Below are 20,405 nucleotides of genomic sequence, written 5' to 3'. Positions count from 1 at the left end.
CCGCTACGCGGTTAGACCACCCCCCAGCCAGGCCCCCCAGGCCCCCAGGCCCCCAGGCCCCCAGGCCCCCTCCAATGTCCTTCTCGTTCCCCTCCCGTCTCTATCCGATCGTCGACACCCTGGGTGATCCGACGCGGTCTTACACCGCGCTGGCGCGGGCGGTGCTCGATGCGGGTGTGCGGTTTCTGCAACTCCGCGTCAAGGGCGAGGCCACCGGGCGATATGTGGAGATCGCGCGGGACGTCAAAGAGCTGACCGACCGCTTCGGTGCGCAGTTGATCGTCAACGACCGTGCCGACATCGCGCGGTTGATCGATGCTGCCGGGGTACACGTCGGCCAGGACGATCTGCCGCCGGAGGCAGCCCGCGTTGTGGTCGGTCCCGGCAAGATCGTCGGCTTCTCGACCCACAACCTCGATCAAGTCGTTCGCGCCGGTCGGGACGGGACGATCGACTACGTGGGCTTCGGCCCGCTTTACGCGACCGGCAGCAAGGAGCGGCCCGATCCGGTCGTTGGTCTCGATGGTTTGCGCCGGGCGCGGGTGGCGGTCGACCTGCCGATCGTGGCCATCGGCGGCATCGGCGGCGCGACGATGGCTGCGGTGCTCGACGCCGGTGCCGACGCCGTGGCCATGATCGGCGAGATCGTCGGCGCTCCGGACGTTACCGCGCGGGTGCGCGAGTTGACCGCGGCACTGGCGGGCTCGCCAGCGTAGCCCGACCGGAATCGCGATTCAGGCATTGCGCCGCGGTAGGGGGCTGCCGTTGCGGGCGCGCGTGGCAGGCCTGTCGACGAGGTCGCCGCACAGGCGACAGGCACAACGCCTCGGCGGTTCCGATTGCCGGCGTAAGCCGGGCAGTATTGTTGTCAAGGTGCCGGTGCGCCGGTACACTTCGCACATGCGTACGCCCGCGGCGAACCGCCGTGCAGTCGATCCGACGATCTATCCGGAGGAGGATCGCGTGGGGGAGGACCTCTTGCAGCGGTGGATCGTCGAGTTGCTGCGCCCCCTCTTGCAATGGTGGCTCGGTCAGCGCGGCGTTCGTGCCCTCGTCGGGGCCGATCAGTTCATCTACTGGCGCCAGCACGATCCGCACGCCCGTGTGGCGCCGGACATCTACGTACTTCCAGGCGTCGATCCTCGCACACGGGTGAGGACCTGGAAGATCTGGGTGGACCGCATCGCTCCCAGCTTCGCGCTCGAGGTGGTTTCCCAGGACTGGGAGAAGGATTACGCCGAGGTGATCCAGCGCTACGACGAACTGGGCGTAGCCGAGGTTCTGGTCTTCGATCCCGGGTACGCTGAGCATCCAGACGGTGTGCGCTGGCAGATATTTCGCCGCATCGGCAAGCGCGGTCTGGTGCGCGTCGAGGCGACCTCCGCCTTCCGGGTCAGGTCGAAGGTATTGGGATGCTGGTTTTGCGCTGTGGGGGAAGGGCGCGACACGCGGATACGCATTGCCGAGGGACCGCACGGCGACCACCTCGTCGCGACGCCGGAGGAGCGCGAAGAGGCGGAACGTAGGGCGAAGGAAGCGGAACGTACGGCGAAAGAAGCCGCCCTCGCGCGGGTACGCGAGCTGGAAGCCGAGCTGGACCGCCTGACTCGAAAGCGGCGCCGCTGATCTGTCTCGCCGGCGGTGGAATGGTGGCCTTGCGGAGAAGGCGGACCTCACTTCCCGATCGGTACGCGTACCACCTTGTCGGCGAGATCGGCGACGACGAGCTCTTTGCGCCCGGCATCGAGGCCGATACCCATCGGGGTTTCGAAGGTCGCACCGGGAAGGGCTTCCCCGGCGAGCGTCTTCAGCAACTTGCCGCTGCGCTCGTAGGCGCGCACCTCTCCGGCACTCGGCACCGTGACCCAGATGGCACCCTTGTCGTCGACCACGACGTGCGGCTCCGAGTATGCCTGACTCTTCCACCCGTCCACCGCCAGTTGCCCGAGGAAGCGGCCGTCGCGGGTGAACCACTGCAAGCGCCCGTTGCCGTTGTCGGCGACGTAGACCGTGCCGGCGGAGTCGACGAAGATGCCGATTGGTTCGACGAACTGACCCGGCTCGTCGCCCTTGCCACCCCAGGTCGCCTCCTGCTGCCCCGTCGGCGAAAAACGCATGACGCGGTTGTTGCCGGTGTCGGCGACGTAAACGCTGCCCTTACTGTCGACGGCAATCCCCCGCGGCCCGTACATCCCCGGCGCCCATTCGCGAACGAACTTGCCGTTCGCCGAAAAGGCCTGGACGCGGTGGTTCCAAGTGTCGGCAACGTATACCTCCCCCGTCGGCCCGACCGCCACCGCACCGGGCTGCGCGAACTCGCCGAGCGCCTGGCCGTGACCGCCCCAGCCGCGCACGTATTTCAGGTCCGGACCGAACACCTGTATGCGTTCGTTACCGAAATCCGCCACGAATACCTCGCCCTCGGCGCCGACCCCGAGGCCGCGCGGCTGGCGCAGCTTGCCCGGTGGTGCCCCGGCCACGGCGGCACTGACGCCGGGAACATCGGCTGCCGGCGCCTGCGCCCCCCTTGCCGCGGCGTCGGGCGGAACCAGAATGCCTTTGGCGAATAACCGGCCGCCGTCCGGCGGGCTGCGCAGTTCGACTGCCGTGTGCACCGGGTACCGCCGCCGCAACTCCGCCAGCACGGTCGGTCCCTTGCCCGCGTTCTCGATCAGAAACGCCATGCCCTTCCCCGGCGGGGCCTGGATCGGCATGCGCAACAACATCCCGACGTCGTCCACCCACGTGTAGTGCCGCTCCATCGGGTCGCCGCCGCCGTACATCAGGTACGTCATCGTGTCGCGCGGGAAGAACGGCGTGTCGCCGACCCAGATGCCGTAGTCGGGCGCCAGTGTCCGCATGTAGTTCCCGAGTACCGTGGTTTCCGGATAGTAACCCCAGATTTCTCGCCGGTTCGCGCCGAGATACTGCGCGAAGGTTGCCTGTGCGGCGGCGCCGCCGACGACCACCATGAAGATCACCGCGGCAACCCGCCCCACACGTGGCACCAGGCGCTGGAGCTGCGCGGCGAAGTACGTGACCCCCAGCGCGACGAAGAAGTAGACGAACGGCATCATGCCGATGTTGCGGTTCATATTCGGCTTGCTCACGATGCCGCCAAGCGCATTGACGAACAGACCGAGGAGCAGAAACTGGGCGCGCTCGTCGCGGATGCGCGCCAGACCCCAGAGTACGCCGAAGACCAGAAACACAGCGGCCGGGTACTCGAGCCCCGGCGTCACCGTGAAGAAATCGTCGCCGTTGCCGCGGTAATTGAACAGCAACAGCGTCTGCCCGACCGCCGAGAGCACACCGGTCATGTCCTCGAGGGCAGTGGCGCGGGCGTTGAACTTCTCCCAGTTGTTGAGGGCGTACCATCCCAGGGGGGCGATCGTGATGCCGAAGGTGACGGCCATGGCCAGCAGGCCGGGCGCGTAGCGCCGCAGGAAGCCCCGCAGAGTCCAGGACTGCGAGATCACCAGGAGCAGCCAGAGGACGAACAGCAGCGGGAAAGGGCGCGCCCCGTTGTACGTATTGAGGGCCAACGAAAGGCCAATACCGCTCAGGCCGAAGTCGAACGGCGACGCGGTCAGCATGCCGCGGATGAAGAAACAGCACGCGATCGTCATGAACAGCGGCTGAAAATCCGACCGCCAGCCGGTGCGGCTGAAAATCAGGTGCCAGCCGGAGACCCCGAGGAGCAGCGTGGCGACGAGCGCGAAACGCACGCCGAACATGTTGCGCGCCCACCAGTAGAAGAAGGGCAGCACCAGCACGCCGGCGATCACCGACGGCAGGATGACCGCCAGCGCCGTCGGCCCGAGCAGCCATATGCTTGCGGCGCGGAAGTAAAAGGTCAACGTCTCGCGGCCCCAGGCCGCCGAGACGTACGGCGTGTAAGGCTCGCCGCGCAGGATTTCTAGCGCGTACAAGCCTTCCCACGCCGCATCGTGGTTGAGGCCCGGCGGAAACTGCGACAGCCGAAAGACAGTGAAGAACGTCCCGGTTCCGATAACGAGCGCGAACAGCAGCCACTCGGCGCGACGCGACACGCGATCCGCCGCCGCCGAGGGGAGGGCGCGCTCGTCATGGCCGAGGACGTAGGCGAGGACGAACAGCGCCGCCGCCAGGGCCCAGGCTCCGGCAGCCCACTGCGGTTGCCGGACCTCGCTCAGCCAGTACTGTCCGATCGCCCCCGCCGCCAGCGCCGCGCCCACGACCAGGAGCCGGCCCCAACGCCGGGCAGGTCCGCTCTCAGCGCTGGGCATCGGGAATCCTCACCACCCGATGGTCCAGATCGGCGATCACCAACTCCTTGCGTTGCGGGTTGTAGCCGATGCCCATCGGCGTCTCGAAGTTGACCCCGGGAATGCTCGTCCCCTTCAACGTCTTGAGCAGATTGCCGGCACGGTCGTAAGCGCGTACTTCCTTGGCGCCGGGCACGGTGACCCAGATGGTGCCCTTGTCGTCGACGACCACGTGCGGCTCCGAGTACACCTTGCTCTCCCAGCCCGGTACGGGGAACGCGCTGGCGACGCGTCCGTCGCGCGTGAAGAGCTGCAATCGTCCGTTGCCGTTGTCGACCACGTAGACCGTCCCGTTCGAGTCCACGAAGATCCCCGTGGGCTCGACGAACTGGCCGGGGGCATTGCCCTTGCCGCCCCACTCCGCCTCTTTCTGTCCCGTCGGCGAGAAGCGGACCACGCGGTTGTTCCCGGTGTCCGCGACGTACACGCTGCCCTGCCGGTCGACGGCGATCCCTCGTGGCCCATAGAACGCGGCAGCCCACTCGCGCAGGTACTTGCCTTCGCGGTTGAACGCCTGGACGCGGTGGTTCCACGTGTCGGCGACGTAGATGTCGCCGTTTTGCGCCACGGCGACGGCGCCAGGCTCCTTGAACTGACCGGGCAACTCGCCAGGCCCGCCCCACGTCTTCAAGAAGTTCAGGTCCGGACCGAAGAGCTGGATGCGGTTGTTGCCGAAGTCGCAGACGAGGACGTTGCCGTCCGGGGTTACCGACAGGCCACGCGGTTGTTGCACGCGACCGGGGGCGTCGGGGACGCGCACTTCTTCGCCGGCGACCGACGGAATGGTCTCGATGGTCGTCACCGGCATGGCGCCCTTGAACTGGCCGTTGACGGCGAAGATGGTCACGCCCGGGTTTTCGTATACCGGGGTCAGCAAATCGTTCCACTCCTTGAAACGTTCGAGGTTACCGCCGGCGTGAGTGCGACGTTCCACCGGCCCGACGTACAGCAGGGCGACGTGATAACGCTGCAAGATGGCGGCCACGACGTCCTTGTTGTCGCTCGTGTAGGCGAGTTCGATGTCCGCCTTGCGCCGGTTGATGTCCGCCCAGGAGTGCGCCCGTTGAAAGACGTGGTAACCCCAGCCCAGCACCGTGGGCAGGCCGGTGTTCATCGAAACCCGGGTGAAGTCCTGGTACGAATCGCCGTGCGCTTCCATGATGACCGGGATGCCCTGGACGTGTTTGTTCAGCCACTCGAAGGCGGCGAGTTCGTCGGGTGCCTTGATCTGCAGGTAGGCCATGCCGTTCAGCGTCGGCCTTTCGGTTCGCACCCGGTTGGTGTTGATGACCGCATAGGTGCCGCTACCGGTGGTGAACACGCCGACGCCGACGAGGACGACCAGGGCGACCTGCCAGAGATGACGGACGAACCCGTTCACCGGCAGGGTGTTCGTCCAGATGGCGTGTGCGGCAACCGCGCTGGCGATCGACAGCATGAACCACGCTTCGAGGTAGAACTTGAAGATGGTGTTCATGCGGTCCCAGACGAACACCAGGTCGCAACCGGCCGTGACCGCAAACGCGAAGGCGGCGAAGGCAACCGGCGTGCGCCAGCGGCGCTCGGTGTCGCGGGCGAGGAGAATCTGCAACGCCAACAGGAACAGGGCGGCGAGAAAAGCGCGCGTCGAAACCAACAACGCGGCGGCCGGAACGAGCGCCGCGGGGATCAACCACAATGCCCGGATCGGCGACGGCGGGTCGCCGGGCCGTCTCAGGCTGCGCAGCCAGAGCGTGTAGAGGAACGGCACGACGACAAACAGGAAGATGCCGAAGATGGTCAGGAAGTCCCCGGGGCGCGCGAGCGTGCCGCGTTCCCAGCCGAAGTTGCGCTCGGGCGCCACGAAGTTCGCCCAGAACGGGTAGTAAAGGGCGTAGGCGCCGGCCACCACCACGGCGGCCGGCAGCACCACCTCGCGCAGCCCGCCGAAGATGAAGCGGAAGATACCCGGATGAGCGCCTTCGGTCAGCCACATCGCGCCCACGAAGAACAGGAAGAACAGCACGTAGGTTGGCGCACTCCACGCGTTGGTGACGATGATGGTGCCGAGGAGCAGCGCCAGCAGCAGCGCCAGCACCGCGGTGGTGCCGCGTGCCGGCGCTTCGCCCGGCTCGTACGGGGGGCGTAAGCGGGTCTGTACCCAGATGATCGACAGACACAGGAAGGAGAGGGTGATCGGCATCACCATCACGTGCGCGTGCAGGTCGGCAAACAGGAAACTCCACGCGGGGAACTCGTTGATGGTGTCCCGGATGACCCGCGAGGTTGCCCAGAAGTAATCGAAGTTGACCACCTTGCGCGCCATCAACTCCCGTACGCTGGCGAGGTTGCCGACCAGCGCCACGAAAACCGCCGCCAGCGCCCCGGTCTGCCACTTGCCGCCCGCGGCCGCCCCGGCGGCGAAGGCCGCCGCCGCCGTCAGCGCGGCGACCAGCGCGATGCCCAGGTTGAAGGTCAGCGCCGGGTGCAGGTTGACGGTCTTGCCGAGCGACGCAACCACGAAGTAGCCGAAGTACGAATAGTAGAGCGGCGATCCCGCGAACCACGGCTCGGGCGGCGGCAGCGTCGTAGTCCGCGTAATCGCGTTGAGGAACGAGAAGTCCATCGGTTTCTCGCCCCAGTAGACTTCCGGGTTGTAAGCGCGCGCGATCAGGAACAGCACGAAGACGCCCCAGAACAGCGCCTCGGTGCCGATAATCTCGGGGCGTCTCATCGGCGCCCGGTGCCGCCGCCACAGCAAAGCCCCGATCGAAACGACCACGAGCAGCACGCCCCCGAGCGTGGTCGAGGTGAACGTCGCGGCGCCGAGGCTGACCAGCAGCCAGGCGATGTACGCGAATATGACGACGCCGAGAACCTTGCTGAGCGCAAATGCCCCGACCCCGGTGAGCCAGACCCGCAAGATCGGGTAGGCCGTCAGCCCCAGCAACTCGACCAGCCCGACGAACAGCACCAGCCCGGCCAGACTCGACTGGATGGTCGGCAGCCCGACGCCTGCCGTGCCGCCCGCGTCGGCCGCCGGGCGGGCGAGGAGGAGGTCGTTGCGGGTAAGCGGCTTCGACGGCATGCCGTTCAGGATCTTATCCGCCAGCGCGGCGGCCTCGAGGCGGCCGGCGTTGCGGAAGATCAGCACCTTCGGATGGTCGTAAACGGTGAGCGACTCGTCGCCGATTTCGTCGGGAATCTCGATGCCGAATAGCGACGGACGCGACGCCGATTCGTAGATCGGCTCGTAGCCCAGATCGCCGGCGAAGAGCTGGTAGAAATAGTTCGTCGTCAGCGGGTAAAGCTCCGGGGCGCGCGTGACGGCGCCGTACAGGCGCTTGGTCTGAAAGACGATGTAGTCGGCGGCAGCCAGCTCGCGCGCCAGCTTCTGGATCTTCGCCGAACTGTCCGGCTTCTCGTAGTACCCGAACGGAACGACCGTATACGCGCCCGCATTGAAACCCGGCCGGGGCAGCGGAAAACCCTCGTCCCAGTCCTGCGACAGCACCCTGCTGCCCTGCGGCACGTGGCGGTAAAACCACTCCGACGCCGTCACCACGGTGTGCGGCCGGGTGTAGGTGGACATGAACGCCAGCGCCGCGAGCAACGTGCCGGCGACCACCACCGGGATACCGAGCCGTCCGAAGAGCGAACCGGCCCGGTACTTGCGGACCAGCCACTCCGCGGCCCAGACGATCATGACCGGATAGATCGGCAGCAGGTAGCGCGGGAACTTCACCTCGAACCAACCGGTGACAAGGAAGAACGGCAGTACCCAGGCGAGGAGCACCCAGTCGGCCGGGTTCCGACCGCGCACCGCGGCGACGATGCGCGCTCCCGAGGCCCAGACCGCCACCACCCCCAGGGCCGGCGCCATGCCCCAGACGACGAGTTGCGTCAACTCGTAGACGTATTTCGGCGTGTGCATGTACTGCGTCGTGTACGGGAACACACCGGCGTTCCGCACCATGTGACTCTGCTCGACGATGTCGTGGTAGAAGCGGTCGAACCGCAGCAGAGCGTAAGGCTCGGCGATCGCGAAGGCGAGCGCCGCCGCGAGCACCGCCAGCCCGAGCCGTGCGGCGATCGGGAGAACGGCACGCTCGGCGACGCAACGGTACACGGCCGCCACCGCCAGCGCAGCGAACAGCGGCATCGCACTGAACTTGGTGGCCGTCGCCAGCCCGATACACACCCCGGCGAGCACGAACTGGCGCAGCCGCCCCTGGTCGGTCACCCGAACGAGTTGCAGCAGAGCCAGGAGAACGAACATCGTCAGCGGAATGTCCACGGTCATGAAACGTGAGTTCTGTACGTGCAGGACACACGCGGCCAGTAGAAACGCCGCCAGCACGCCGACCGTGCGATCGTAAAGCCGCCGGCCCAGCAGGAAAGTCAGGTAGACCGTGATCACGCCGAAGATGGCGGACAGGCGGCGCCCGTTGAGGATGACACCGTCGTACGAGCTGGCCTGGGGGTCGACGAGCCCGGCGATGCTGCTGGCGACCTTGGCGAGATAGATCGGCAGCGAACCGTAAGCGAAGAAATCGGGATCGAGCTTGGGCGGGTTGAACGACAGGCGCTGGACGGCGAAGGCCACGGCGCGTTCGTCGGGGTGGAAGAAGTGCCCCTGATCCCACGCGATGTCGATCAGGCGCGCCGCGGCAGCGAACACCAGAATGGCCAACAGCCACCACCGCGGGTTGGCCCAGTGCGAACGAGTCTGCGTCATCTTAATCGGTCCCCGGGCGCCGCGCCGTGACGACGAGACATTCGCCGAGCACGGGCGGCAGGAACGGCTTGCCGATCGGAAAGAACACCTGCACGGCCGCCGGCGCACCGAAGAGCAGGCGCTGCAAGGCGACCGGTAGCAGCGCAACGTAAGGGGCGTCCCACATCCCGTCGCCGTGCACGCTGACCACCTGCAACCCGGCCTTGCGCAGGGTCGCCACCCACTCCGCGCGCGACATCAGACTGACGTGCGTACGGTCGCGGTAGCCGAACCAGCGTTTGCCTTTGAGACGATGGCCGAGCCCCTGCGGATTGGGTACGACCATGAAGAACTTACCCTCCGGGACCAGCTTCTCGGCGAGACGTCTGAGGGTCGGCAGCGGATAGGCGAGGTGTTCCATCGTGTGCAGCGAGACGATGACGTCGAAGCTCGCGCGCGGCAAAGACTCCCACTCCTCGAGCACCACGGCGTCCGGCGCATGGGTGCGACACTGACTGCGCGCCACCGGCGCCGGATCGAAGCCGACGGCCTCGAAATCGCCCGAGAGGCGCTTCAGCAAGTGCCCGGTTCCGCAGCCGAAGTCGAGAATCCGCCCGCCGGCCGGACAGAGCCGGCGGATCACGCGGGCGTACCACCACAGCGCCAGGCGGTCGCGGTCGAGTTCGTGGTCCCGGTAGTACCGGGTGTCGAAGGCGCGGGTCGTCATCAGGCCGATCGGGTGACCATAGGTGTTACGCTGCCGGGGTGCGAGGCCGCAAGGGTCCACACCCCCAGCGCCGCGCCGGGGGGAACTTGCCTTACCGGCGGAGGGAGTGCAACACGGAAGGGCCGCCCAGGACTTCCTCGTACTGCGCCAGCGCCGCCTCGCAATCGAACGCCGCGGCGATTTCCCCCCGCGGCCGCACGTACCGCTCGCGGTTGCGTACCACTCGCAGCAGCGCCGCGGCGAGGGCCTCCGGGTCCCGTGCGGGTACCACCTCGCCCATGCCGGTGCGCCGTACCGCCTCGCGGACGCCGGGCAGGTCCGTCGCCACCACCGGCGTGCCGGCCAACATCGCTTCGACCTGCACCAGACCGAACGCCTCGGTCGAATTAAGACTGGTGACCGCCAGGGCGTCACATTGCGCAAAGAAGCTCGGCATCTCCGCCGCGGGGAGCAAATCGAGGAAGGTGAGATGGTCGGCATACTTTTGCAGGTGGGGCGTGAGCCGCGCCGTGTAGGCTTCCTCGCCGACCGTGTCCTTGTAGGCGCCGGTGAACAGCACGCGTGCGTCGGGCAGTTCGCGCAGCAACGTCGGCAGCGCGCGCAGGAGGTACTCGACGCCCTTTTCGGCCGCGAACCGGGCCGCGAAGCCGATGCGCGGCTCCGCGCCCAGGTGCCAACGCCGCGCAAGACGCTCCTTGACGGCAGCGTCCGGCGCCGGCATGTCGACCAGCGGCGCAATGGTGGTCAGCTTGCCGGCATAGCGCTGGAGGAACGGCGAGTGCCGGGCGTAGTCGTCGCTGGTGGCGACGATCCGGTGCGCCTGCAGTGCCGCGAGGCGATTCAGCGGTCCCAGCGTCAGCCGCACGGCGTCGTTGACCAGGCCGGCGGGCAGGCGCAGATCGCAGTGGTAAGTGAGCACCACGCGGGTGCCGCGGCACCGGGCGAGAAACGCCACCAGCGCGGCCTCGAACTGTGGGACGTGGATGTTGACGACGTCGGCCCGGCCGACGAAGTGCGCCGCGTACAGCGGAAACCAGGGCATGATGACGCCCTTGCTCACCTTGGTTGCGATCGGCACGCGCACCACGTCGATGCCGTCGATCCTTTCGCGCGCCGGCAGGCCCGGATGAAACTGCGACGTCAGGACCGTGACCGCATGACCGCGCCGCGCCAGGCCCCGCGCCAGGCGCTCTGCGTAGACCGTGAGACCGCTGACGTGCGGGCGATAGTACGTCAGCGCGACGAGGACCCTCATCCTCCGGGGCGCTCGTAAACCGTCGTGCCGCCGCGGTTGAACACCGCCCGCCAGGGCTCGAACTTGCTCAGGCCCGACGGCTTGTACTCCTTGCGCTCGAGCTCGCCGACGATGACGTACCTGACCTTGTACCGCTCGAGTAATGGCTCGATTTCCTCCAGTGTGGGCGCGTTGAACATGCGCGCCACGTCCGTTGCCCGCCCTCCGACCGACTGGTCGTGGTCTCGCCACAACCCTTCGTGATTGCCCCAGCCCATTACCGTCGGCAGGCCCGTATTGCTCGAAAAGCGCGCGTAGTACGAGTACGGGTTGCCCGTCGCTTCGAGAATCACCGGGAGGCCGCTCACGTTGGTGCGCAACCAGTCGATGGCGGCGAAATCGTCCGGGTGCTCGCGCTGCAGGTACTCGGTGCCGTCGAGGGTCGCCGGCACGAAACGACCGTACAGGCGCGTCGCAGTGATCCCGATCGGATACGCGCAGGAGGCCGCCAGCAGCGCGGCGACGAATCCCAGAGCCGCCGTCCGCGTCGACCGCGGCAGAACCCCCGGGGCGGCCAGCCGGGCCGTACACCAGCCGACGACAACCGACAGCAGTATCCAGGCCTGGAAGTACAGCTTGAACACGGTGTTCATGCGGTACAGCTTCTCGCCGTAAGGGTCCTTGATGTAGACCAGCTCGCAGGCCAGCAGCGCGATGCAGGCACCCAGCAGAACCAGCAGCGGGGCGCGGGTCTCGACGTCGTCGGTCTGCGCCAACGCCGCCAGAGTGGCAAGCAGAAAGACGGCGAGCAGGACGTAAACGGCATTGCCCGCGGTGACGGCGAGAATCAGGACGACGCCGGCAACCGCGACGAGCAGATCGCGAGCCTGCCGGGTGATCGATGCCGGCCAGCGCACCGTCGCCGCCAGGTAGAAACCCGCCGGGGCGAGCAGGGCGCCGAAGACGGTCAGGAACTCGACCAGGGACGTGCGGGCGATCTTCGCGCCGACGCCGCCCTGGGGCGCGGCGAAGTGCAGGTAGAAGGGTGCGTAGAGCACGTAGCCGACGACCAGCATGGCGACGACGATCGCCCCGTACGCAATCCGCTGCCATGACAACAGCGGAAACAACGGCAGGGCGCGATTGATGAGGAGGAAGGTGACCATTGCCCCGACCGGCAGCTCCCACGGGCTGATCACGATCATCGAGGCGAGCACGAACGTCAGCGGCAGCAAATGCCAGGCGTCGTCCCGCGTCAGCAGCGGCAGACGGCCGTCGCGGATCCGGAAGCGCTCCGGGTCGAGCAGCAGGCCGAGCATCAGGAGCACCACGGGCATAACGATGTAGTGCGGGTGCAAATCGCCGTGAATCGCCGTGAAGTAAGGGAACTCGTTGATGGTGTCGCCCCGGGCGACTATGCGCGAAGAGCGCCAGTAGTCGAAGCCGATGAAGCTTCGCTTCTCGATGAACTGCAGAAAGCCGTCGAGGTTGCCGATCACCATCAAGACGGCCCCGGAGAGCAGCGCCGCCGGGAGACGGCGCGTCAGACCCCACACGATGGCGCCGATTTGAGCGAAGGCCAGCCCGCCGACGGTGGCCACGCAGAGATTGTACGAAACCTGCGTCGGCAGAGGCGCGATGCGGGCCAGGTTCGCCAGCATCAGATAGCCGAAGTAGTAGTAATTGAACGGCAGGCCCGACATCCACGGGTCCTCGGGCGGCAACACGCCGGTACGGCTCAGCGTGTTGAAGAAGGCGAAATCCATGTACTTCTCGGCGCCGAAGATCTCCGGCGCCAGCGCCCGCTGCCAGGCGAAAAACAGAAAGCCCACCGTCCACAACGCATCGGCGCGGAGGATCGCTGCGGCCCCGTCAGCCCGCAGCCACGCGACCAGCGCGCTTTTCTGCCGCAGGGCCAGGGCCACGTTCACCGCCACGAAAGCGAGCCCGGCCCCGATCGACGCTGTCGCGTACGGCACCCCGAAGCTGCCGAGCAACCAGGCGACATACGAGACGACGAGGACGGTCAGGATTTTCGCAAACGCGTAACCGTGGTCGAGGCGGGCGGAGAATAGGCGAGCCGCGAGCGGAAAGCCGATCAGGCCGATCGCTTCGAGCAGGACCCACCAGAGTACAAGGGCACCCATCGGCCGGGGTTTTGCCCGGATGAGCGGGGGAATGCAACGAGCGACGAGCGGCGGCCGGCGAACGGCCGGCGGTCGCCACGGACCGGAGGGCCTATCGCTTCTTCATGAACCGATCCACGAAGGGGCGCAGGAGGGCCGCTGCCGGGCTTTCCTCCCGGGTCGGTACCGTGCGCAAGAAGTCTACGTGCCGTGCCGGCAGGCCGTGCTCGACCGCACCTTCGATAACCAGGTTCATGTAGCGGGTGGTCGGCCGTGCGGTGGGATGGCGCCGGTCGGACGCCAGCGTGAACGCCGCGCGCCGCGTGCGCGTGTGCAAGGCGGTCGCGATGACCTCGACCCGCCGGTAGGCGCCGATCAGTACCCCCTCGGTGAGGTCGATGTGCGTCATGTCCTCCGGGGTGACCTGGAAGAGCACGCCGTACGTGGTTGCCCGGGCGGCGGGGACGATGGTGGCGTACGCCTCACCGGTCCCCGCCAGACCGGGCTTGTCGAAAACCAACTGCCAGCCGCTCAGCCGCGCGGCAATCGCCCGCCGATACTCAACACCGCGCCGGCCGCGCAGGGTCGCGCTCTGCATGTTGGAACCGTAGGCGAAGTACCAGACGTGTCGCACAGGCCGCCGCTACCACGGGCGCACGGCACAGGGAAGCCGACTGCGATCGGAAGACGATTTCGCCGCGGAGAAGGGGGAGGAGCCGGCGAACGAGGCACGGCAAGTACGTAATGCGCGCCCGTCGCGCTTGCGCCGGCTTCGCCGTGCGACTAGCAACGAGCACAAACTCGGGAGGTTATGCCATGCGCCATATAGATGCCGTCGGTCCGAACGCCGAGCAGATTACGTGTTGGAACGAGGTCTACGGGCCGAAGTGGGTGGCGCTGCACGAGATGATCGACGCGCAGATCACTCCGCTGGGCCATCTGACGATGGATCGAGCCGGAATCGGGCGCGATCAGCGCGTGCTCGATATCGGGTGCGGGTGCGGTGCGACCAGCCTCGAAATGGCGCGGCGGGTGGGACCCAACGGCGAGGTCGTCGGCATCGATGTTTCCTCGGTCATGCTGGGCCGGGCGCAATCGGCGGCCGAGGTGGCGGCGATCCACAACGTGCGCTTCGAGAACGCCGACGCCCAGACCTATCCGTTCGACGGCGCCGCCTTCGACCTGCTGTTCTCCCGCTTCGGGGTCATGTTCTTCAACGATCCGGAGGCGGCGTTTCGCAATCTCCGCGGCGCGCTGCTGCCGGGCGGCCGCCTGGCGTTCGTCTGTTGGCGACCGTTGCAGGACAATCCGTGGATGTTCGTACCGCTCATGGCGGCGGCGCAGCACGTGGAGTTGCCGCCCCCGCCGCCCCCGCGCTCGCCCGGGCCGTTCGCCTTTGCCGAAGCGGATTACATAAGCAGCTTCCTCCCCGCGGCCGGCTTCGTCGACCTCGATCTGGTCGACGTCGACCACGACCTGGCGATAGCCGGCGATGCCGGGGTCCTTGCCGCGGCGGAGTTGATGATGGAAATGGGCCCGGCGGCGGCTGCTTTGCGGGAGGCCGATCCCGCCGTTCGACCGCGGGTGCTGGAAGCGATTAAGGCTGCGCTGGAGCCGTACATGACGCCGGCCGGAGTTCGTATGCCGTCGGCGGCGCGCATCGTCACCGCGCGACGGCCGGCCTGATCGCAAGTTCGATGGCCGTCGAGTTGCGTCTGCTGTCGTGGAACGTCCACGGCGTGCCGGGGACCCGGGATCGGCCACAGCGACTGGATCGCGTCGCCGACGAGGTTCTGCGGCGCGATCCCGACCTGGTGCTCCTGCAGGAGGTCTGGCTCGATCCGGATCGCAGCCGCCTCGTCGAGCGGCTGGCGGGTGCATACGTTGCCATCGACGTGCGCCCGCAGGGTTGGCTCGGCCGCCCCGGAGGACTGCTCGCCTGCGTGCGGCGCGAAGGGATGTGGCGCACCTGCGACTCGTCGTTTCGTCCTTATCGATTCGCGGCCGCGCGATGGCGGGTCTGGGAAGGCGACGGTATCGGGCGCAAAGGCTTGCAGCGCATTGATTTCGACGTTGCCGGCGAACGCGTCGTCGTTCTGAACACGCACCTGCAAGCCAGCTACCCGTGGAACCATCACGGACACGTCCGCGGCCGGCAACTACTCGAGTTGCAGTCGATCGTCACCGGCATCGCGGAGCATGCCGCGGTGGTGGTGGCTGGCGACCTCAATACCCGTCCCGGAGACCGCGAGTACAGGCACATCCGCGCCGCGTGGGTGGATCTGACCGCCGAGCTGCGCGCGCGCGATGGATGTGGGACGTGTCTGGAGGGAGACGGATCGGACGCCGGCTGGCTCGACTACGTGCTGACTCGGCGGCATCCCGCATGGCAGGTGACGGCACCGGCGGCGGAACGCATTGTGAACGAGGGGCCCGACGCGCCCTATTCCGATCATCACGGATTGGCGGTGACGCTGCGGCTCGCTCGCGGTGGCGCAAGTTGAAGGGGCCAGATTCGCGTTGATTATCCGTGACCGGGGTTCCTATAGAACTCGTATGAGTCGGTGCCCGACGGCGGTCCGCGATCGCAGGGGAGGCGAGTCATGACCCGAAGGCCGGGAACCATCGTCGCGATATTGCTGTTGGCTCTGGCGCAGCCCGCCGCCGGCGTGTGCGTCGGCGACTGCGATGGCGGCGGTACCGTCACCGTCGAGGAGATCGTGACGGCCACGGCCGACGCGCTCGCGGCCGCCGCCGGCGCCTGTCCGGCTGCCGACGCCGACGGGCACGATGGGGTGACGGTCGACGAGATCATGCAGGCCGTCGCCGCGTTGCTGCACGGCTGTCCGATCGACGAGCCGGTGGCGATCTACGACCGCAGCGCTATCGCCCGCTTCGTCCCTTTCCCCGATGACGTGTGGACGCGAGACGACAGCAGCAGTGCAACGGGTGTTCGTCTCGAACTGCCGCAGGAAACGCGGGGGGTCTTTCGTGCTTTCTTACGCGACATGAACCGCCTCGACGGGTTCAGTCCCATCGGCCACTTCGTCGTCGCCCTGTCGGCAGCGCCCGACCCCGCGACCTTGCCGCGCACGGCGGCGGAGTCGCTCGATGCGAGTGCCGCGGTCGGTCTCTTCGATGTCGATGCGGACAGTCCGACCTTTGCGCAACGCGTGCCGTTTCAGTTGAAGGTTCGCGACGACACCACTCCGTCCGGGCTGCGCGCTCACACCCTGCTGATATTTCCGTCGATACCGTTGCGGCCGGGGGGGCGCTACGGGCTCGTGATGACGCGCGGGGTACGATCGCGCGACGGGAGGGCGTTTGCCCCGTCGCCGTTCATGGCGGCGGCGCTCGCTGGTGCCGTGCCGGGAGAGTCGGCGGTGACCGGGCGGGTGCGGGCTCTTGCTGCCGGGGTACTCGACATGCTGTCGTCGGGCGTGACGCCGGCGATCGCGGCGGCGGACGTTGCGTTGGTGTTGCGGGTTACCGTGCGCACGACCGACGACCTGCCGGCCGACATGCTTGCCATGCGGGCGGAAATTCGCGCGGCCGGGATGCCCGCCGTGAGCATCGACCGGATCGAACCCGGTTTGCCGTCCCAGTCCGCTGTCGCCGCGGTGGTCTACGGCACGTTCGAGGCTCCCGATTTCCGCGACGGTCTGTTCTTCAGACGCGATACCGGGACCGGGTTGCCGGTGCGTGTGCGCACGCAGGCGGTGCCGTTCGTGCTGGCGCTTCCCCGTGCGGCGTTGAACGGGCCGGTGCCGATTGTCATGTATCAGCACGGCAGTCCGGGCAGTGCCGAGGGCGAGGTGCCGCGCGAGGCTGCTGGCTCGCTCGCACGTGCCGGATTCGCGGTCGGCGGCTTCACCGACAACCTGAACCGCGAAGTTGGTGTCGGTCTTCCCACCCGCGACGAAAAGCAACTCGCGCAGGTGGCTGCGGTGTTCTTCGCCCTGATCGAACACAAAGAGCTGCCTGACTACTGGTTGCAGGCGAACGCGGAACAAATCGCCTTCGTCCAGGCCCTGCGGGCGATGAACACTCTCGACCTCCTGCCGCTGGGGCACCCCGACGGTGTGCCCGAGCTGGATACGCAGAAGGCCCTGGGTTACGTCGGCATCAGTGAGGGCGCCAACCATGCCCCGGGTTTCCTGCCCTATGCCCCGGAGGTGTCCGCCGCCGCGCTGGTGGTTGGCGGCGAACGGCTGGCAGAGGTTCTATTGCACCAGGAGGCAGACACCTTCCTGACCGTGCTCGGCCCGCTGTATCCGAGGCTTGACGCGGCCGACCTGTGGGCGGCGATGGGGATGTTCCAGAGCGTGTTCGACCGGCAGGACCCGCACAACCACGCGCGCTTTCTGTATGCCGAGCCGCTCGCGATCGAAGGCACTCTGTCCAAGGCCAGCATTCTGCTCATCGAGGGACTCGAGGACTCGCTGGTGCCGAACAACGCCACGGAGTCGCTGGCGTTCGCGCTCGGGCTGCCGCACCTGAGCCCGGTGCAGCGGGCGGTGCCGTTTCTGGAAGTGGTGGACGGGCCGTTGCGCGGCAACCTCGGCCCGCAGCGGACGGCGGCGTTCTACCAGTACGTGCCGGTGGGTGTCGCCGGTATCGCGCCGACGCCGGGATGTGCGGTACTTAACCCGCCGACGTCGACCGAGGGGCACTACTGCGCACAGGTAGCTGCGGAGGCCAGACGGCAACGCGTCGAGTTCTTCACCAGCATGGTCCGCGACGGTGTGCCGACGATCGTCGATCCGCTGTCCGAGCCGGCGGGCGGTGCCGCCGCACTGGGGCCTGCCACGGCGCCGGTGGAGTGACCTCCCACGTTCGGCACGGTAAGGGCGACCCTGGGAGCCTGTCGGAGAAGGTGGCCCCTCGCCCTTCGACGGGCTCAGGGCGAGCGGAAAATGCTGTGAAATCAAGGCAGAGCCCGCTCGTGCTGAGCTTGTCGAAGCACCAGCGGGCCTTCCTCCGACAGGCTCCTGGTGGTTTGCCCCTGTCTGCAGGGGCAGGCACGAGACCTGCCCGTACCGCAGGCACGAGGCCTACCCCTACGGTGGCGACACGCCGGTCCCGCTGCTAAGCGGACTGGTTCGATGAACACCGCGACCATGCCGCCGCGCCGGGCCGACGTGCGCAACATCGCCATCATCGCCCACGTCGATCACGGTAAGACCACTCTCGTCGATGCCATGCTGCACCAGAGCGGCATCTTTCGCGCCAACGAACAGGTGGCGGAGCGGGTGATGGACTCGTTCGCCCTCGAGCGCGAGCGCGGCATCACCATCCTTGCCAAGAACACGGCGGTCGAGTACCGCGGCGTGCGCATCAACATCGTCGATACCCCCGGCCATGCCGACTTCGGTGGCGAGGTCGAGCGCACGCTGGCGATGGTCGACGGCGTGATGCTGCTCGTCGACGCTTCAGAGGGGCCGCTGCCGCAGACCCGGTTCGTGCTCAAAAAGGCGCTAGAGGCGGGCCTGCCGCCGGTGGTGTGTATCAACAAGATCGACCGGCCCGACGCGCGCATCGCCGAGGTGCTCGACGAGGTGTACGGTTTGTTCATCGATCTCGACGCCACCGAGGGACAGCTCGAGTTCCCTGTCGTTTACACCAATGCCCGTGCCGGCACGGCGACCCGGACCCTCGACGAACCGGGGGCGGACCTGCGGCCGCTGTTCGACCTCATTGTCGATGCGCTGCCCGGTCCGCCGGTCGACCCGGCGATGTCGACGCAGTTTCAGGTCAACAATCTGGACTATAACGACTACGTCGGCCGTCTCGCCATCGGCCGGGTCCGCAACGGCAGCTTGAAGACGGGCGGCATCTACGCTCTCTGCCGCGCCGGCGGTGCCCGGCAGCCGGTCAAGATCACGCAGATCTACGGCTGGCACGGCCTCAAGCGGGTCGAGATCGCCGAGGCGCACGGTGGGGACATCGTGGCCATCGCGGGGATCGAGGACATCCACATCGGCGACACCGTTGCCGACGCCGCGGATCCGCGCCCGCTGCCCGCGATTCGCGTCGACGAGCCGACGATCGCGATGATCTTCAGCGTCAACACCGGTCCGTGGTCGGGGCGCGAGGGGGCGCACGTTACCTCGCGCAAGCTGCGCGAGCGGCTGGTGCAGGAGCAGCGCCGCAACGTCAGCGTGCGCATCGAGGACACGGATTCCCCCGACGCCATGCGGGTGACCGGGCGGGGCGAGTTGCAGCTCGCGATTCTGGTCGAGACCATGCGGCGCGAAGGCTACGAGATGATGGTGTCGAAGCCGACGGTGGTGACGCGGGAGATCGACGGCCGCGTGCACGAGCCGGTGGAGCTGCTGGTGGTCGACATTCCGGAGGACTACGTCGGGGTGGTGTCGCAGTTGCTGGCGATGCGCAAGGGGATCATGGCGAGGATGGCGCACGCCGGCTCGGGTCGGGTGCGGGTCGAGTTTACGGTGCCGTCACGCGGGCTGATCGGCTTTCGTTCGCGCTTTCTCACCGAGACGCGAGGCACGGGGATCGTGAACGCGCTGTTCGACGGGTGGGCGCCGTGGCACGGGGCGATTCAGTCGCGGACCAACGGCGCGATGATCTCCGACCGCGAGGGCGTGGCGACGCCGTACGCGGTGTTTCACCTTCAGGAGCGGGGGGCGATCTTCATCGCCCCGGGCACGCGGGTGTACGAGGGCATGGTGATCGGCGAGTACTCGCGCGAGAACGATCTCAACGTGAACATCTGCCGCGAGAAGAAGCTCACCAACATCCGGGCCGCCGGGCGCGACGAGAACGTGATCATCACGCCGCATCGGGAGATGGGTCTGGAGCTGGGCATCGAGTGGATCGGCGACGACGAGTTGGTCGAGGTGACGCCGCAATCGATTCGCCTGCGCAAGAAAGTCCTCAAACAAGTCGAGCGCCCGAAGCGCAAACTGGAAGCGGAAGACTGAGCCCGGGCGCGGGGCTCCAGACCCATTCAGATGAGGTTCGCGCCGCGGGTGGTCCCGTCCGCGCACGATTTCCAGGCGACCGGCCGCATGGGGGGATATCTGCAACGTGGGCGCCGCCGCCGGGTGGGGGCACGTTGCAACGTGCCCCTACCCCGTGGACGCGATGCGGTATCGGGTCTGGTGCGCGCGTGGTCGTCAATGCGATGGGCCGCAAGGCAGGGTGGGTGTGCCGTCGGCAGGGGGCACGTAGCAACGTGCCCCTACGTGGGTGTGCCGCGGTAGGGGCACGTAGCAACGTGCCCCTACCCCGTGGACGCGATGCGGTATCGGGTCTGGTGCGCGCGTGGTCGTCAATGCGATGGGCCGCA

General features: G+C 67.5%; 12 protein-coding genes. 6 read left to right on the top strand and 6 right to left on the bottom strand.

The window, feature by feature from the left end; all coding sequences use genetic code 11:
• The first annotated feature begins 74 nt into the window (after positions 1-74).
• Entirely contained in the window at positions 75-716 is a 642-nt protein-coding gene (gene thiE, locus L6Q96_18900; GenBank protein ID MCK6556622.1) for a thiamine phosphate synthase, read from the top strand.
• Positions 717-879: 163 nt separating this feature from the next.
• A complete protein-coding gene (locus L6Q96_18895; GenBank protein ID MCK6556621.1) occupies positions 880-1,626 on the top strand; it encodes a Uma2 family endonuclease in 747 nt (248 codons plus the stop codon).
• 47 nt (positions 1,627-1,673) lie between these two features.
• On the opposite strand, the gene L6Q96_18890 is transcribed toward L6Q96_18895, so the two are convergent.
• The 6 genes from L6Q96_18890 to L6Q96_18865 form a co-directional block, all read right to left on the bottom strand.
• On the bottom strand, positions 1,674-4,268 hold the full coding sequence (locus L6Q96_18890; protein ID MCK6556620.1) for a glycosyltransferase family 39 protein: 2,595 nt from the start codon (positions 4,266-4,268) through the stop codon (positions 1,674-1,676).
• The gene (locus L6Q96_18885) at positions 4,255-9,024 is read right to left on the bottom strand and encodes a DUF2298 domain-containing protein (GenBank protein MCK6556619.1); all 4,770 of its coding nucleotides are present in this window, start codon (positions 9,022-9,024) and stop codon (positions 4,255-4,257) included. The genes L6Q96_18890 and L6Q96_18885 overlap by 14 nt, the downstream gene beginning before the upstream one ends.
• A gap of 1 nt (position 9,025) precedes the next feature.
• The gene (locus L6Q96_18880; GenBank protein ID MCK6556618.1) at positions 9,026-9,730 is read right to left on the bottom strand and encodes a class I SAM-dependent methyltransferase; all 705 of its coding nucleotides are present in this window, start codon (positions 9,728-9,730) and stop codon (positions 9,026-9,028) included.
• Between the two features lie 91 nt (positions 9,731-9,821).
• On the bottom strand, positions 9,822-10,985 hold the full coding sequence (locus L6Q96_18875) for a glycosyltransferase family 4 protein (GenBank protein ID MCK6556617.1): 1,164 nt from the start codon (positions 10,983-10,985) through the stop codon (positions 9,822-9,824).
• Positions 10,982-13,111 carry a DUF2298 domain-containing protein gene (locus L6Q96_18870; GenBank protein ID MCK6556616.1) on the bottom strand — a complete coding sequence of 710 codons (2,130 nt, stop codon included), beginning with the start codon at positions 13,109-13,111 and terminating at the stop codon, positions 10,982-10,984. The genes L6Q96_18875 and L6Q96_18870 overlap by 4 nt, the downstream gene beginning before the upstream one ends.
• Positions 13,112-13,202: 91 nt before the next feature.
• Complete coding sequence (locus tag L6Q96_18865) at positions 13,203-13,724, bottom strand: gamma-glutamylcyclotransferase (GenBank protein ID MCK6556615.1); 522 nt, start codon at positions 13,722-13,724, stop codon at positions 13,203-13,205.
• Positions 13,725-13,906: 182 nt separating this feature from the next.
• Between L6Q96_18865 and L6Q96_18860 the strand changes: the two genes are divergently transcribed.
• The 4 genes from L6Q96_18860 (at position 13,907) to typA (ending at position 20,037) form a co-directional block, all read left to right on the top strand.
• Complete coding sequence (locus L6Q96_18860) at positions 13,907-14,776, top strand: class I SAM-dependent methyltransferase (GenBank protein MCK6556614.1); 870 nt, start codon at positions 13,907-13,909, stop codon at positions 14,774-14,776.
• Positions 14,777-14,787: 11 nt separating this feature from the next.
• On the top strand, positions 14,788-15,594 hold the full coding sequence (locus L6Q96_18855; GenBank protein ID MCK6556613.1) for an endonuclease/exonuclease/phosphatase family protein: 807 nt from the start codon (positions 14,788-14,790) through the stop codon (positions 15,592-15,594).
• 99 nt (positions 15,595-15,693) lie between these two features.
• Positions 15,694-17,916: a hypothetical protein gene (locus L6Q96_18850; GenBank protein ID MCK6556612.1), complete on the top strand. Its 2,223-nt coding sequence runs from the start codon at positions 15,694-15,696 to the stop codon at positions 17,914-17,916.
• 279 nt (positions 17,917-18,195) lie between these two features.
• Positions 18,196-20,037 carry a translational GTPase TypA gene (typA, locus tag L6Q96_18845; GenBank protein MCK6556611.1) on the top strand — a complete coding sequence of 614 codons (1,842 nt, stop codon included), beginning with the start codon at positions 18,196-18,198 and terminating at the stop codon, positions 20,035-20,037.
• Positions 20,038-20,405: the final 368 nt, after the last annotated feature.

The sequence above is a fragment of the Candidatus Binatia bacterium genome (genome assembly GCA_023150935.1).
In the GTDB taxonomy this organism is placed as follows: Bacteria; Desulfobacterota; Binatia; order HRBIN30; family HRBIN30; genus JAKLJW01.
This window is presented reverse-complemented; position numbering and strand designations above follow the sequence as displayed.